Annotated in this window: 12 protein-coding genes and 1 tRNA gene; 3 read left to right on the top strand and 10 right to left on the bottom strand. The window is 46.1% G+C overall.

What is annotated here, in order from left to right; translation table 11 throughout:
• Window positions 1–142: 142 nt before the first annotated feature.
• On the bottom strand, window positions 143–1,828 hold the full coding sequence (locus tag QUB77_RS09405; RefSeq protein WP_333171660.1) for an NAD-binding protein: 1,686 nt from the start codon (window positions 1,826–1,828) through the stop codon (window positions 143–145).
• 365 nt (window positions 1,829–2,193) lie between these two features.
• On the opposite strand from QUB77_RS09405, the gene QUB77_RS09400 reads away from it, so the two are divergent.
• A complete protein-coding gene (locus QUB77_RS09400) occupies window positions 2,194–2,805 on the top strand; it encodes a COP23 domain-containing protein (RefSeq protein ID WP_333171658.1) in 612 nt (203 codons plus the stop codon).
• 89 nt (window positions 2,806–2,894) lie between these two features.
• Here QUB77_RS09400 and bchH read toward each other — a convergent pair whose 3' ends face one another.
• On the bottom strand, window positions 2,895–6,719 hold the full coding sequence (gene bchH / locus QUB77_RS09395) for a magnesium chelatase subunit H (protein WP_333171656.1): 3,825 nt from the start codon (window positions 6,717–6,719) through the stop codon (window positions 2,895–2,897).
• A 218-nt stretch (window positions 6,720–6,937) separates the two neighbouring features.
• Between bchH and cobJ the strand changes: the two genes are divergently transcribed.
• Both cobJ and QUB77_RS09385 read left to right on the top strand, forming a co-directional pair.
• Entirely contained in the window at window positions 6,938–8,713 is a 1,776-nt protein-coding gene (gene cobJ, locus QUB77_RS09390) for a precorrin-3B C(17)-methyltransferase (RefSeq protein ID WP_333171654.1), read from the top strand.
• 515 nt (window positions 8,714–9,228) lie between these two features.
• Window positions 9,229–10,014, top strand: coding sequence for a hypothetical protein (locus QUB77_RS09385; protein WP_333171652.1), 786 nt, complete (start codon window positions 9,229–9,231; stop codon window positions 10,012–10,014).
• Between the two features lie 184 nt (window positions 10,015–10,198).
• Here QUB77_RS09385 and QUB77_RS09380 read toward each other — a convergent pair whose 3' ends face one another.
• The 8 genes from QUB77_RS09380 to QUB77_RS09345 all read right to left on the bottom strand — a co-directional run bounded on the left by QUB77_RS09380 (window position 10,199) and on the right by QUB77_RS09345 (window position 16,633).
• Window positions 10,199–10,960 (bottom strand): DNA polymerase beta superfamily protein, encoded by a 762-nt coding sequence (locus tag QUB77_RS09380; RefSeq protein WP_333171650.1) that lies wholly within the window; start codon window positions 10,958–10,960, stop codon window positions 10,199–10,201.
• 118 nt (window positions 10,961–11,078) lie between these two features.
• Window positions 11,079–12,020 (bottom strand): DNA polymerase beta superfamily protein, encoded by a 942-nt coding sequence (locus tag QUB77_RS09375; protein ID WP_333171649.1) that lies wholly within the window; start codon window positions 12,018–12,020, stop codon window positions 11,079–11,081.
• Between the two features lie 127 nt (window positions 12,021–12,147).
• Window positions 12,148–12,552, bottom strand: a complete 405-nt coding sequence (locus QUB77_RS09370; protein WP_333171647.1) for a putative toxin-antitoxin system toxin component, PIN family — start codon at window positions 12,550–12,552, stop codon at window positions 12,148–12,150.
• On the bottom strand, window positions 12,549–12,914 hold the full coding sequence (locus QUB77_RS09365) for a hypothetical protein (RefSeq protein ID WP_333171645.1): 366 nt from the start codon (window positions 12,912–12,914) through the stop codon (window positions 12,549–12,551). Before QUB77_RS09365 ends, QUB77_RS09370 begins: the two co-directional genes overlap by 4 nt.
• A gap of 183 nt (window positions 12,915–13,097) precedes the next feature.
• Window positions 13,098–13,169, bottom strand: a tRNA-Val gene (locus QUB77_RS09360).
• A gap of 125 nt (window positions 13,170–13,294) precedes the next feature.
• Window positions 13,295–13,507 carry a DUF2839 domain-containing protein gene (locus tag QUB77_RS09355; RefSeq protein ID WP_333230920.1) on the bottom strand — a complete coding sequence of 71 codons (213 nt, stop codon included), beginning with the start codon at window positions 13,505–13,507 and terminating at the stop codon, window positions 13,295–13,297.
• A gap of 65 nt (window positions 13,508–13,572) precedes the next feature.
• Window positions 13,573–15,081: a helicase C-terminal domain-containing protein gene (locus QUB77_RS09350; protein WP_333322981.1), complete on the bottom strand. Its 1,509-nt coding sequence runs from the start codon at window positions 15,079–15,081 to the stop codon at window positions 13,573–13,575.
• Window positions 15,082–15,103: 22 nt separating this feature from the next.
• Window positions 15,104–16,633, bottom strand: a complete 1,530-nt coding sequence (locus tag QUB77_RS09345) for a pentapeptide repeat-containing protein (RefSeq protein ID WP_333322979.1) — start codon at window positions 16,631–16,633, stop codon at window positions 15,104–15,106.
• Window positions 16,634–16,667 lie beyond the last annotated feature (34 nt).

Here is a 16,667-nt window from a genome sequence, read left to right as displayed (position 1 = left end):
TTGGTTATTTATACTAGAACTTGGCCTAAGAAACCGGATTTCTGAGGATTAGCCGTAAGTCTTATTTACTAGACAGAGCTCATTTTATCAGGTTTGTAGTTGCAATTGAGCGATCGGCAAAATAAATTACCGCATCAAACCATTAAGTTTTAATTAATTCCGAGGTCGTTCTCCACAGTTGATCCAACCGATTCGCCGGCATCGTCAAATACAAAACATCCCCCGTACTCAAACAACAATTCAGTAAATCCCAGCCGTGGAGAGTTTGACACTTAGTTTCCACATAAAGAGGCACAAAATCCGCCGACTTAGCAGCATCTTGAATGCGGTGGCCGCAGAAAGGATGGTTGGGCGTAATCAATGTGGCCAAGCAAACCCAGAGACTATCAGCAGTCATCCCGTTGCCCAAAATCCTGCCTCCAATTGCCGCCGCTGCGAAAGCAGGAGCCGCCAATTCCGTCGGGTTCAAAACTCCTTCAAACTCAAAAACTTGCTGCACCATCAAAGCAAAATGTGGGTCTTGATTGCGGACAATAACTGATAGTTTTGGGGCCAATCCTTTAGCGCTCAAGGCAATTTCGACATTAGACATATCGCTGCTAGTTACCGCCAAAAGTGCTGCCGCTTGCTTAACATTAGCAGCTTCCAAAGTTGCGGGCAAACTAGCACTTCCCTGAATTACCGGAATTTTCATTGAGCGAGCCGTACTCAGAAATCGGCAGTTCGGATCTTGCTCGATCGCCACAATATCGTAACCGTTAGTGTGCAGTTCTTTAGCAATTTGGATACCTATTCCTCCGAGTCCGCAGATAATGTAATGATTGCGCTGCGGAACTCGCGCTACATCCCAATATTCGGTAAAGCGAGTTCCCAATACATAATCGTTGAGCAGTGCGTAGCAGATGCCGATGATTCCGGCTCCAACTAACATCATGACAACTGTAAATAGTTTAATGCTTTCGGGAGCTTGTTCGGCAACTTTTTCATAGCCTCCGGCTCCGGTAATCATCCCTACTGAAAAATACAGAGAATCGACAATTGAGATATTATCGTTAACACAAATATAGGTAGCAGTAGCAACGGCAATCATTGCCAGCAGCGTCAGTACAACGATTACTGCTGCTTGGCTGTGCTGCTGAAATCGGCGCAGGTTAGTTAATGTTTTGAGCAGTTTTTGAGTGAAAGTTTTTTGGGGGCTGCGGATAGTCGGCTGAGTGGCAACAATTAGCCGATCACCCTGCTGACACTGCCGATCGGCAAGCACCGCCGATACTAAATCAGTTTTGTTAGCAGCCGGCAGATAATAAATCAACATTCGCGATCGATCGTCCCACAAATCGCTCAGTTTGCGATTTTTCCAAGGATGTGTTTCATCGATATATTCTTCGTGAATCGGCCAAGTGCGATCGAACAAACGCAACTGTCCGATCGCCTGACTTCCGAGAGCCGCAAAGGCAAAAACCGGAGCCGCCAACGATGAAACGCTCATGGAAGTGTGATCGGGCAAAGTGTGGTCAATTCTGTCGCCCAAGCTAGTATTGAACAATCGGTTGATGATGCGAATCTGAGGATTGAGAATCCTCGCCTGCATCAAAATTGCCAAATTGACAGCATCATCGTCTCCTGCAATTACTAAAGTGTGAGCATTTTGAATGCCAGCAGCCAACAAGGTAGAAGCTGCTTGCAAATTGCCGACAACCACATCAGAAGTTTCACCGCGAATTGGGCGATCGCTAATACCGATCGCGATCGCTCCTTGCTGTCTCAACAAACAAAAAATCTTGTGTCCCGTGTGGCCCAACCCGCAAACAATGATTCGAGGTTTCATAAAAAGTTATTTGCCAGCCAATTTCGGAGCTGTCCTTTGTAATTTTACTTACCATTGTTGACTGTCGTGGCTTTGCAGAATGTAGCTAAAAACACTATCTAGGATACTTGTGCCACAGTCTCGAAGTGTTGGAAACAAAGAAAAAGCTGTGCCGTGTTTCTAAAGCCACGTTCCCAAGTGTTGAAATAAACACACCATACTGCCATGTACCTACAGACATGAGGTGCAACTAACCTGATTTAATATTTGAAAAATATCCGGGTGCGACAGCCAACCAGCGGAATTTGAAGTTGTAGGGATACAGCCCTGTCCCTACAACTATGACTTCTTACATAAATTTAGCTGCCTTAGTGGCAGGAGTTATTATGAAATTGACTGCACCCTTATTAGCATCCGCTTTAGTTTTCGCCGGTACTGCTGCCTTTGCAAGCCAAGTGCAAGCAGCTCCAACGAGCAACTGGAATAACACTAGAACAACATTTCAGTGCGTTACTTCCGGCCGCAATTTTGTCACAATTGCGCGGCGAGGAAATGTCACAACAGATCCGATGATTCTGTGGAAATCTACCGAGTTCGGCCGCGAATATACACCTTGGCAGCGCTGTCAAATTGTTTCCAATAGATTGACCAAAGCTGTTGCCCAGAGTGGCGGAAGATTGAGCAACTTGCAGTTAACAACAGGAATTGTTAATAACTTGCCCGTAGTTTGTTACGTGAACGGACAGGGGCGCTGCAACTCTCAAAATCTGCTGTTCACCCTAGACAAGCGAAATGCTAAAAATCCCGGTGATGCCTTAACGAGATTGATTAATTTTGCCCAAGACGGCAGCGGGCCAGTTACAACGTTCAGAACCGGAGCTCCATCGGCTGCACCGCAGTTTGTTCCCTTTGGAGATATGGTCGATCGAGCTTTTAACTCTCCCAATAAGAAACCGTCAGTTCCTGTAACAAAACCGCAGGGCGATCGAGGTATTTAATAGCCGCGCCTCTAACTTGCACCTGAAAAAATTGGAAACTATTGTGGGGTGGGCTTCTAGCCCGCCCCTAAATATTTAGACTAAAAAAACTACACTGTCACCCCTTCAATCCTCTCATCAGTCAACTCGTACAACTCGCGCAACTGCTGCAACTTATCCGCATCCGGCAGCCAAAAACCCCGCCCGTTAGCCTCCAACATTCTGCCTACAATATTGCGAAAAGCTTCAGGATTTGCCTCGCGCAACTTCCGCGCCATCTCCTCATCCAAAGCATAAGTATCAGCCGCCTGATCGTAAACCCAACTATCAGTAAAATCAGCCGTTCCGCCCCAACCAATTAACGCCGTCATCCGCTGCGAAATTTCATAAGCGCCGCCAGAACCTTGATTTGCCATCGCGTTAGCCCACTTAGGATTTAGCAACTTAGTTCGATATTCCAAGCGCAGCAAATCTTCTAAATTGCGCGGAGTTGTATCCTGAGAAAAACTTTCTACAAAACTCGTGTTAACCTTTTTGCCGCGCTGCTTTTCTGCGGCTTTCTTCAAACCGCCAGTATTTGCATAATACTCTTGAATATCAGTCAAACCGTATTCAACAGAATCAATTTCTTGAATTATGCGATCGCACCCTTGCAACAACTGAGTCAAAACCTCCGGCCTCGCCTCCCCCTTATCCTTTCTCCCGTAACTAAAAACATTGCGGCTTTCCCAAGTTTTCCCCAACTCATCCCCCGATTCCCAACTACCATCAACAACCCTGTCATTAACCAAAGAACCAAAATCGCCAGCCGGATTAGAAAACAACCTTGCCGAATAATTCTGCACACCTTGTCCCTGCAAAATTAAAGCGTGTTTGCGAATAAAATTCTCCGATTCCGGTTCATCAGCATCCGCCGCCCGCACGAACAAATCATCCAACAACTCAATAATATTCACAAAGCTATCTCGGAAAATACCCGAAAGATTGCCCAACACATCAATCCGGGGATGACCGACATCAGCTAACGGTTTTAATTCATAGCGAACAATGCGGCCAGTACCTTCTTTAAGAGGTTCAGCCCCCACCAATTCTAGCAGAATTCCAATAGATTCGCCCCGCGTTTTAATCGCATCCAAACCCCACAACATCACCGCCACAGTCTCAGGATAATTCCCATGTTCCTTAAGGTGCTTCTCAATAATTTTCCGAGCAATTTCGCGCCCCCTTTCATAAGCAGCAGGAGAAGGCATCCGATAAGGGTCTAAAGCGTGAATATTCCTGCCAGTTGGCAACACTCCAGCCCCATCCCGCAACAAATCCCCACCCGGTGCCGGCAGAATATATTCCCCATTCAAACCCCGCAAAAGATTAGTCAACTCATCCGTCGTTTGCAACAACAAATCCTGCACCAACAAACCCTCCTCAACAACCCCACCAAACCCCTCTTTCTCTTCCTCTCTGCGCCCTCTGCGCCTCTGCGGTTCATTTTCTTCAACAACCAGTTCTTGCACCTGTTCCGGTGATAACCTATCCCCAAAATAAGCCTCAAGATAAGAGGTCATTTCCTCAGAACTAGGCGGTTCTCCGAGAACGTGCAAACCAGAAGAAAACAAACGACATTCCACCACCTGCAAATACTCATAAAGCTTCACCAAATAGCGGTTAAAAGCATCAGCACTAAACATTCCCACATTCTCAAAACTAAAAGCAATCCCTAACTTGCGACCCTCGTCAAACGAACAATCAGCCTCCAAACCGCTATCTAAAATTTTCTTACAAATAGCCTCTTTCAGCACATAATTTTTTGCAGTATCTTCTCGATATTCCGCAATCAAATCCCGCAAAGCCATCAATTCCTTGTACAAGCCCGCGCGGCCGTAGGGCGGCACATTGTGAGAAATCAAAACACCGTAACCGCGCCGTTTTGCCAACATCGATTCCGAGGGATTGTTGGCAGCATAGATATAAAGATTCGGCAAACTTCCCAACAGAATATCCGACCAAGAATAGCCAGTATTTCCCAGAGGAGATCCCGGCAACCATTCAACAGTCCCGTGCATTCCGAAGTGAACCACAGCATCAGCTTGCAAATCATTTTGCAGCCACTTGTAAAAAGCAGCATATTGAGGGTGAGGCGTCAAATCGCGATCGAACATTAAGCGCATCGGATCGCCCGAAATTCCCAGCGGCGGCTGCAAACCTATCCAAACATTCCCCAGTTGAATGCCACCGATATGGAACTCGTCGCCGTCAGTCTTAATCCCAGTACCAGTCAGAGATTTCCACTGTTTTTCAATACGACTTGTTAACAGATACCCCAGCCACTTCTCCAGAGTTTTAACATTAACAGTATTGCCAAACCCTCCCCTCCCATCTGCGTTCATCCGCGTTAATCCGCCCCCATCTGCGGTTGCAACATCCGCCTCCTTCACCCTGCGAATTAACTCCTCCCCGTCAGCCGGAATTTCTCCAACTGTATAACCTGCTGCTTGAAGTTTGTGCAGGAAATTTAGCAGAGATTTCGGTACATTTAACAAAGCAGCCGTACCCGCCGCACCGTAACCGGGAGGAAACCCGTAGAGAATAATCGCAATTTTCCTTTCAGATGGCGGAGTTCGACCTAATTTCACCCAATTGTTAATTCTACTTGTCAGGCGTTTCGCGCGATCGGGCACCAGATAAATATCCTCACCCACCAAACCGCCTAGGGGAACAGGATCGATCGCGCCATCCAACTCAGGCAAAGCATACAATACCACACTTTGCAAACCTCCAATCCCCTGACGAGTCCAAGAATGGATATCCTGAATCAGCAGAGGTGCGGACACAAAATAAGGTACATTTTTAGCAGTTAAAATGCGCTTAGCAACTTCCACCTGCCTCCCCGCCTCCATCGAACCAGCAGGCCCGCCAACCAAAGGAAAGCCAATAGTAGAAACAATCGCATCAACTTCCACAGCATCTTTAGAAAGCGAAAGAGTTTCAATATTGCCTTGTTTTCTCCGCCCAGTTTCATCAGCAGTCGTCATCCAATCCCGCACCGCGACATGGCCTTCAACGCCATTGATAAAAATCGGCAAAGGCACAATTCCCGCCTTTTCAAAATAGCGAATTAATTGAGGAATATAAGGCTGCTTGGTGATAACGTGCTTGCGGTAAAGCAAAATTCCCACAACAGGGGATTTTACTTTATCTGAATTTGGAAACCAATTGGTTCCCAACTTTGTGGAACGGGAATCTTGCCCGCCCCTAGCACTTTTATGACTCAGATACCAATCCAAATATTGCCGAGGCGATTCAAAATAACCATTATAATCGGGATGCAATAAACCCATATTGGGAGTTTCCACAGGCGGCGGAATTTCTGCAACCTTCAGCCCCAAATAGTTTTCGGCAATAATCCAAAACATCGAGACAACATTATCCGCACCGCCCGCATTCCAGTAACCATAAATAATCAGCCAGTTGCGTAAATCTTGCACTTTTTGCACAGGCACATATTTTAATAATTTCGGCCCCACCTTCAAAAAGCTGATGTAACCAGCCAGCTTATCTTCTTCTCGCCCATTGCTGAACTTATCCAGAATAAACTTAACCGGCTTCGGCATTCCCTTCGGTTTGTCGCCAATTTTAAAAGCGCCGATTTGAGTAAGACTCATCAATTCCAAAGCCGACTCAAAAACCAGGCGAATAGGGATATGTTGCACCCTTTCTCGCAGCCACATTACCGCATCGTAATCAAACAGCAAACTCCCGAAAAACACATCAGCATTAGAGAGGGCGACTGCTACAGCGTCGGGTTCGTCTACGAGGGCGCGATCGCTAAAAACCCGTACTTCCAATCCCTGACACCCAGAAACAGCCAACTCGGCAGCTTTGCGGTACAAATCAGCATTAAAAGATTCAAACCCTGCAATTAAGACAATGCGTTTCACAGCCAAACCTCGAAATATTTATTGATTGTAGCCTGTTTTAATTAGGTTATATTATATTAGATAGCATCCTCCGTGGGGGTGGGGCGGGTTTAGTAGATTTCTGGTGTTGTATTGCAGACCTTGGCGAATCCGCCCCTACATTACCAATTATCAATTATCAATTCCTAATTTCCGTCGCAACTCTCATAAAATCTAAAATCTAAAATCTAAAATCTAAAATGGTTCGAGTTTCTCCCGCAATAGTTATATTAGGTCAAAACAGCCAGCCGATCGCCAAAAAAATCTCGGCACATTTCCCCGGTTCCCAGATTTACGGTTTAATCGATCGCACTTCCAACACAGACATCAAATTTAGCAACTTCGGCGAAACCTTGCGGGAATTATTTGCAACAGAAACCCCAATCATCAGCATCTGCGCCGCCGGAATCATCATCCGTACCCTCGCCCCGCTGCTGTCAGACAAACGCGCCGAACCGCCAGTTTTAGCCGTCGCAGAAGACGGAAGCGCCGTCGTACCGCTGCTGGGCGGTTTGCACGGCGTTAATGATTTGGCCAGAGAGATTGCAGCAGCCCTCGGCGTACAACCTGCAATTACCACCACCGGAGATATTCGGTTTCGCACCGCGCTGCTGAGTCCTCCCCAAGGCTATTATTTAGCGAATCCAGAGGACGCGAAGACTTTTATTTCAAATTTGCTCGCCGGGGCAAAAGTACGCCTAGAAGGGGCTGCAAGCTGGCTGTCCGAGAGCAATTTGCCGTTAGCGCAGCCCTCGGAGAGGATCGCCCCCGACGCAAAATTGACGATCCGCGTCAGCGAAAAAGCAATTGTGCCAACGCCCGATTGTTTAGTTTACCATCCGCAAATTCTGGCAGTTGCACTCACAAAAATATCGAATATTGAGCCGGAAATAGCGGTTTCATTAGTCCAGGAAGTCTTGGAAAATGCAGGTTTAGCGCCAGCTTCCGTTGCTGGATTTTTTGCATTAAAAGATGAGATGGGAAATCCGGCACTTGAAGCAGTTTCACAATATTTTAAAGTCCCCGTCCGCTTTTTCAAACTCTCCGAACTTGTCGAATTAGACTCAATTGAATTCATCGAAAATCAGGCCGCAAAAATTGCCCTGACAGCAGCCGGTGCAAACAGTCAGTTAATCGAAGGCGATCGCCCAAACGCACTGAATTGCGCGATCGCCCTAGCCGCCGAACCCATAAATGCTAGCGCGATCGGAATTAGCCGCGGCAAACTGGCGATCGTCGGTACCGGCCCCGGAGGCGCTGCCTGGATGTCGCCGGAAGTTAAGGAAATTTTGCGCGAAGCCACGGATTGGGTGGGTTACAAGTTCTATCTGGACTTAGCCGGAACCCTGGGTGAAGGACAAAAGCGGCACGATTCCGACAACCGCGAAGAGATCGATCGCGCGCGTTTTGCCCTAGATTTAGCAGCATCGGGAAAATCTGTCGCCGTCGTTTCGTCGGGAGATCCGGGTATTTTTGCGATGGCGGCGGCGGTGTTTGAGGCGATCGACTTTGATGCCAAACCCGAATGGCAAGGCATTGATATTCGGGTAGCACCGGGCATTTCAGCCATGCAGGCGGCCGCTGCTGCGATCGGAGCACCCCTCGGACACGATTTTTGCGTGATTTCGCTTTCGGATATTCTCAAGCCTTGGGAGGTCATTGAACAGCGGATTGCGGCCGCTGCGATCGCAGATTTCGCGATCGCATTTTACAATCCGATCTCGAAACAGCGGATTTGGCAACTCGCAAGGGCGATCGAGATTTTGTTGCAAAGTCGCGATGCTAAAACCCCCGTCATATTGGGGCGCAATCTCGGCCGCCCAGGCCAATCTGTGCGGGTTTGCACCCTCGGCGAATTCCAGCCGCAAGACGCCGACATGAGAACTTTAGTTATTGTCGGTTCGAGTCAAACTCGGATTATTCCCCGCAAATATGGAGATGTTTGGGTTTACACGCCGCGCAGGTACGAAAAATAAGTAAAGCAGCAAAAACTTGAGAAATCAGCAATTGACTGACAGCTAATTGACTTGGACAATAAAATATTTCGATCTCGCTGGGGGGAGTAAAGGTTAACAAATGGCGGCGAATCACTCGACTGGCCTGTTATTTCACCTCATAGTGGTCACTCTCGATCGATCGGTAATCTCCTTTGATTACAGAAATTCTCGGTAATGAGGAATCTCGGCTTCCTGAAGCCGAGTTTTCTCGCAGACATCGAGCGAATTTAGAACTAGACTCAACCATAGCAAGGGTTTCAGCTTCATTTTGGGAGAAATATAATTTACTTCTCAGGCAATAATATTTTTCATATAGCTGAATAAAATTAAGGGCGATCGAGGTCTTATCAATTCCTTAATCTTACAATAATCATACAGTTACAAAAAGATAGCCTTCACCCGCAGGCGTCCTCTCTGTCTTTGGGTAGAGCGCATGAGTTTTTTCTTTTGATAAGATTCCCTTAAACAAAGGTTAAGAGAATAGTGAAAATAACATGAAATTCCAAATTCCTTTAGCTCCTGGGGCTGTAACCCAATTTTTGCTGCGAGTGGTGGCCTGTCTAGCTGTACTCTCTTTCTTAAGTCAGATGAGTCTGTACTACTTGCCGGAATACCCGTTGAGAGAGTACATTGCAAAAGTATTTAACGTTGATGCCGAGCGGAACCTTCCAACCTTCTACTCATGTTTGGCATTGCTGTTTACTTCTCTCTTGTTGGGTGTGATCGCCTATGCGAAAAATTTGGATACCGATCGCTACAAGAATCACTGGAAAGTTTTATCATTCATATTTCTATATCTATGTTTAGACGAAGCTGGTCAATTGCACGAAAAGTTGATCGATCCGACGAGAATGCTGCTAAATGCGTCAGGATTTCTTTACTTTACTTGGATTGTACCATTTGGTTTTCTGGTAGCGATATTTTTATTATCCTATAGTAAGTTTGTGTTCCACCTTCCTGTTGCCACAAGAAAATTATTTGTTTCCGCATGCGCTCTTTATATTGGAGGAGCAATAGGGATGGAACTTCCAGGGGGATACCTATCTTCTACCACGGGGGAGGGGGGTCTAGCCTACGCCCTAGTAACCACCCTTGAAGAGTCATTAGAAATGGTGGGCATCGTTGTATTTATCCACGGCTTGATTTCATATATCAAGACATATTTAGGTGGCGTAAGTTGGAATATTTACATACCAGGAAAAAACTCACAAGTTACCGAATATCAAAATATCGGCATACTTGGTATTAGCGAATCCGCCAACACAAATCTATTAAAGTGAATCACTTAAAACCGGGTTTAATGGATGAGGAGAATACAGGATTCTGGCTTTTGAGCAGGATAAAAAACCCGGTTTCTTTGGTACTGATGCGCGTTTGACTTCAGTTTCTGCGATCCGCGGCGCACACAATGACTAATATATAGGCTGCTTGCTGCACCAAAAGAATAATTAGAGGTGGAACAGCTTACTTTACAGATGACATCCTCACCTTTACCAGAAAATCGCTAAGAGCAACCTTTGCATTAGGATTTGACGGCAAATGACTTGTACTGCTTGCATCTACCAATATATTAACCAGTCGAACGCGCTCTTGTCGATAAAACTCGATCTCAGCATCTTCCAGCACCGATTTTTCCTCCCCGCCGAGCTTTCTCGCAATCAAATCGGGAATGTACGACAACTGAAATTTTTCATTTAGTTTTACCAAATTTGCCTCTACCTCCCCCGTTTGCATCAAATGAATCCCAGTCAGCAACACCCGGTAAACATACAGCAGCGGTTTCACCCGGCGCGGCTGTTCTTTCTCAAACAATTTCCACTGATTGTGAGCAAAACCGAGATAGTGGTGGCTGTGATGCTTGGTGATGCAGTTCGAGGCGAGCTCTTTTAATTCCTCGTGTTCCTTTGTACTGTAAACTATCAGCGGCGAATACAGTTGTTCTAGCACGTAGCCGTTGCGCTTCAACAGCAACTCAAAAAATTTCTTGATGTCGTGAGTTACTAAATCGAGTTGCATTCCCTCCCGAACTTTCGACACTTCGATTGTTTCTTCTCCAACTATCAGTCCAATTACTTTCGGTAGGGGCAAAATGTGTACTCCCCGCAAGTCGAAGTCAGAATCTGCGGAAGGAAAGCCGTATAAATGCGAACCGCTGACAGTCGCAAACAGCAGCGGATAAGGTTGAACGGATATAATTTGGGCGAGGTTAGAGATATATTCTATCATTTTTTAAACATTTTATCCATGCTAATTTCCAGGGCGGTTAAACAATCGCAAATACCTGTAGGGGCGGGTTTTACCAACCATATATGTCTCAAATTAACGCTCTCGTAAACCCGCCCTTTTAGCCAAGAGCACCTTTACGCGCTTCAATCAAAAACAGATTCGCTTTCTCGTAATTAGGACGTTCTGGCAACTTAGTTTCAGCAAAAGCGCGATCGAACTCTGCGTGCAAACTCAACCGCCACTGATTGACCTCATCCCAGGATATTTCTTGGTTGCGGATCGATAAAAGTTGCGATCGATAATCCTGCACTCGAACGGGTACAAACCCCTCCTTGAGCACCGTAATTCCTGACAGCAACAAGCGAATTAAGTGCATCGCGTGCTTCCAACGAATTTCCCCGGTATTGCGGAGGTCTTGCTCCATTTTTTTAAATTGAGACAAAACGTAGCTATTGTAAGTTTGATAAACCAATTGAGAAAGAAAGATTTCCCGAATTTCCAGCAATTCTTGTGCTACAGGAGAAACCGTTTCTACCAAAGGCGTGTACAAACATTCTAGCACATTTGGATTAGCTTTTAATGCCAAGATTAAAAACTTTTGCAGTTCCCAATAGCATTCCTGATTTTCCTTGTTTTCCAATTGTTCTGGAATGCCGTAAAGCGACCAATGAAGTATTGCAGGCGGCAGGTAAATCCCGCGTCTGTCTGTATCGGATTGCTCGTTATCAAGACCGTAAGCTCTCGAACCAACAATGCAGCGGTAAATTACAGAATCATAGAGGTTGTATTCTGCAAGAAAATCTCCTCCTGACTGCAATCCTTCGCTCTGAAACTGCTTGCGGATGCTGAGTTCGTGCCGCCGCAGACTAACTTCTGTTCCGTCTGGGAGTTTGACTAAATATGCGTGGGAATTGTCGGTAGGCGATTGAACGATGACGCCTACTAATCCCGGTTTCCAAGATTGGTCGCTGGCGGGGTTTTTGACCTCGATTCGGGTGACAATTTGGGTTCCTGCGGGGATGATTAAGTTGAAATTTTGAGGAATATTGGCAGTTGCCATGAGGGAACCTCCTGCGGGGCACGAGCTACGATGTTATTGTAGCATACGTGTAGTATAAATAATGGGGGTTTGGGCGATCGCGTCGGGCCCCGCAAGCTACGGCAGTTTTGGCCTTCTTGAACAGTGTCTAATTCATAATCAATTCTGCAAAAAGAGAAACAGAAATAATTAACGTATTTTCTAAACTCTGAACTTCTGTAAAATCGCGATCGCCTGTAATTAAAAAATCAGCATTAGCAGAGAGTGCACAAGCAATAAACTTAGCATCTTTTTGATCTCTAGGGAAATCAATTTCTATAGACACATCAATGAGTTGGGTTGAACCCTGAATCAAATTTAACCATCTTTCTTTCTGAACATCTGTTAATTTTAGTTTTCGTCTGCTTAATACCTCCTGATACTCTGCTAAAATTTCTTCTGAAACTACCCATTCATAATCAGGTTGATTGATAACCCAGGTAATAACAGAAGCTGGTTTTCTTCCAGCGAGCGCTGCAGATACTAAAATATTAGTATCTATAACAACTCTCATTCTCCACTCCGATAAGCTGCAATTTCTTGGGCAATTTCTTCATCAGTTAAAGGATGATCCGCGTGTAAAGCCTGGGTTTCTTCACATAAGTTGTTAAAATCTTCAGCTAAAGCTTGTCGGTGCGGATCGGGCTGATAACTATTCTTAAGTTCTCGGCTTATTTGGAGTTTTTCTGCTAGTAAATCTTGTGCAGGTTTTCCTGAAAGAATCGTTACTACTTGCCGAGGTTGATTAAGATGCTGTTTTTCTGACAAAGCTTTTAAAGCATCAGTAATTACCTGATCGGGGGTTGTATATTTCCCTGTCTCTAAGTGTTGTTGCAGTAAAGTTTCTTGTTCTGAGTTCAGAATTATTTGGATCATAAAGTTACCTCTCTAAATAATCTCAAGCCGTTTGAGATCTGTAGGCGTGAAGCCTTTGGGCGACAATTGTATGTTGAAAACCTGTAATTTTCTCCCCCAATGCTTCACCCTCCAACCTGGATCGCACTCCGACAGGATATTTTATTTTTTGGAGATGTCTAATGAGTCACCATAGATTTTGAATGGGCAATACAGGATTTGAACCTGTGACCCCTTCCGTGTGAAGGAAGTGCGCTACCACTGTGCTAATTGCCCGCAGATAATTAATATACCATACCAAGTCCAAATTTGCAACTAAATTTTTCCTAAAAATTCAGCCGCTGGTTTCCCAGTAAAACTCGACACAATGCCAAGAATACAGGCATTTGTCGAGTCTGGCATCAGTTAACCTGCCACCAACCCGCCGAGGGGCCGACAAACCGCACTACAATCCACCAAGCCACCAAAAGACTAATCCCCATCCAGCTTCCGCGACTTGTCCACTTCACAAAATCTTCGCTTTGGGTTTTCGTGATTGGCAGCCAGGGAAGGATGCGTTCTTCTTTACCGTATTCGTCGCCGATCGACTCTTTGCGACGCTTAGCTTCACCCATAATCTTTGTCTACTAAATTAGATTTCAACTGGATACCTAACCAAATTATACGCCAACAGGTCATCTCAAGCCTGCGTCAGCCAAGTCGTATCCAAATAATCAATCCTCGCAAAAGGGCTCAAGGCCGCTAAAACCTGTTGTCCATAACTGCGGTGAATCACCCTGCTGTCGAAAATCGCCACCACCCCTTGACGTTCTCGCACAGGCGCGATCGCCCGCTGCAATTCATTCAGCGCCGCCGGCAGCAAATACAACCGAAACCAATCCTTGCGCCGTTCCTTATAATAAGCCACACGCGCCGTCACCAAAGGATTCTCCAAAGAAGGCAATGGCAAAGTTGCGATCGCCAGCAAGTGAGGCGCCCTCAATTCCCCCTGATGTTCCCGCCAAAACTCCCACCCCGTCACCAAAATCGCATTCTCGCCCACATCAGTTTTTTCTACCTGCACGCGAGAACCGAACTCAGAAGCCAAAATTGCCGCCAGCCGAGCCTTCAGCGGTACATCACCAACAATCAGCACAGTTAAACCCGCCACCGACGCGCTCATCAACAGCAAAGTCCGAATTTCTTCCATTAAAACTCCCTGAAATTCCGGCGTATTTGGCAGCGGCAGCCAGTTAGGAATGTACAGTTGAATTAATTCGCTTTGTCGATCGGGCGAAAACTTAACGCTCGTCAATTCTGGCAGTCCCAGCATTTCCCTGAAAATCGGAGCCTTCGGTTCCACATCCACCGCCCCGCCAATCAACACCATCGGCTGATCGTCCCAAATTTTGCCCAAAACCTCAGCCACCTGCACCGGCGCGCAGAACAGAGAAAATGAGCCAGCCTCCCGATGAATTTGCGCCCACCGCAGTTTTCCGTTTGCTTCCCACCGCTGCCAAAAATTCCTCCAAGCAGCCGGAATTAGGGGGTTTGGCTCGATCCTTTCAAACAGCCCCTGCAAAATATTTTGCTCTGCCGTTTCCAGCAAATAGCACTCCTCTGGTTTCGCCGGATGCCGAAAGAAAGCCCGCGTTAGCAGTACCCGCCCTTGGAGGATTGCATCGGCTTCCAAAGGCTGAGATTGCATTAAATCATTCCAATCAGCCGGTTGCAAGCCCGCCGTCAATTGCTGGCGCGTCCAAACTTCCAAGTCATCCACACCGTCGATAATTGTCGGAATATTCCTGTGAAGTTCCGAATTCCCCGCCAAGCGAGCCGCCAGCCAAGACTCGGGATCGGCTAGCATCAATCCTCGTCCAGTGGCATTATCCGAATAAGTCTCGATCGACTTATCAGTTTGCAGCCACTCTTGCAAACGTGGAATTTCCACTGCTCTCAAATGCTCAATCAGCCGTGTCGGCGCCACCAAAATCACAGGTTCCGGCCACATCAAAATCGGCATCAAATAGCTGACTCGATACCGCTGTCGGTAAGCTCCAGCGGGAAGCCCCGTTTGGATCAGAGCGCTGCGCCTTAAGCGCAAAGCCCGCGCCACGAGCCGCGCCATCGTTAAATGGTGGGGCCAGTGCGGCTCGGAGTTCGATCGCAGGAAGCGGAGCAGCGAATTGTGGACTTCTACCTCAATCAATCGGTTTTAAAATTGACATTTCTCACTCAACATAATCAAAACTTGCCAGAAAATCAACTACTTTTTGACCGAGAGGCAAACAGAATTTACTCTCCTGATGAGTTGCACCTCCCTTCCCAAAATTCCCGTGAGAATTCACCATCAAACTCTCCTGTCCCGAACTAATTAAAATAGTTTGGGTAGGAGACTCAAAAAACTTTGTGGGCTGACTCCCTCGTGATATATTAGAGACCAAATTTATCAACTCATTTAATTTATTTGTAGCTGTACTCAATGCTTTACGCAACTGCAATATTCGTTTCTCCTCCAACTTTTGACTTTCAATATTTTTGCCGATAACCATAATATTTCTCTGAGTTTGTACAGCATCCTTAAAAGGAAGAATCGCTAAAAAAGCTGCTGGCAATAAATGCTCATCGCTCTCAAATCTAAAAGTTAGAGTTGTGCGGCGGTAGCCGACTTCAATATTAGGAGGAAAATTCATTGCCCGGTAATGCCGAGCTATTTCGCTGTAAGCTGTTGCTAAAGTGCTGTTTGCTGAGTAGTCTAAAAGTGCGTCAACCACAATTTGCACTAACCCCGGCGTGTGATTTAAAAATTTTCTTGATTCTGACGGCGAATTAAATTGTTGAATCTGAGTGCGATCGCCTGCGGGGCTGAGGTCAACCCACTGGCAAGTAATATCATCTGCAATGATACCGCACCGAGGAACCAAATACAGTTTTGCTCCTGTTAAAGTTGCTCCCCTCAAATCAGCGCCCACCCAATCTGCATTAATCAAATTTGTTTCTGTCAAATCAGCGTGAACGAAATTAGCACTTCCTAAATTAGTATTTCTTAAATCGGCTCCGTTAAGGTTAGCTCCGCTCAATTTAGCACTGCTCAGATCAGCGCCGTTGAGGTTAGCTCCCGTCAAATCAGCCCATTTGAGGTTAGCTCCGCTCAAATTGGCACTGCTGAGATTCACCTGTTGCAAAGAAGCTTGTCTGATATCGGCATTGATCAAATTGACGCCGCTAAGTTCTGCTTTCGTCAAATCTGCGCCGTGTAAGTTAGCTTCTTGAAAGTTAGCTGAAGCAGCCGAAGCGCCTCTGAGATTAGCACCGGAAAGATTAGCACCGGAAAGATTAGCTTCCGTCAGTTTTACCTCTCTTAAATCTGCTTCAGTCAGGTTTGCGCCGCTGAAATTAGTTTTGCTGAGTTCGCAGCGGACTAATTCGCTTCTAATCAGGGATGCTCGGATTAATTGAGCTGCACTTAAATCGGCTCTGACTAAGTTTGCTACGTTGAGAGTAGCCCCGTTTAAGATTGCCCGCGATAGGTTGGTACTGCTGAGTCTAGCCACATTCAGGTTCGCTTCGCTCAAGTTAGCTTCGCTCAAGTTAGCACCGCTGAGGTTGGTGACAAATAAGCTAGCCCGTCTTAAAATTGATTGGCTAAGGTTGATGCGGCTGAGATTAGCTTCATTCAGGTTGATTCCTGTGAAATCTCTATCGCCTTCAGTGTATCTTTTGACGATTGCAAATCGTTTGAGCAGTTCTTCAGCTTCCATTTTCTTTACCTGAATGAAATAGCAATCGGCTAAC

This window comes from Microcoleus sp. AT9b-C3 (assembly GCF_036705485.1).
Lineage (GTDB): Bacteria > Cyanobacteriota > Cyanobacteriia > Cyanobacteriales > Microcoleaceae > Microcoleus.
The sequence above is the reverse complement of the archived record's forward strand: the minus strand, read 5'-3'. Positions and strand labels throughout refer to the sequence as shown.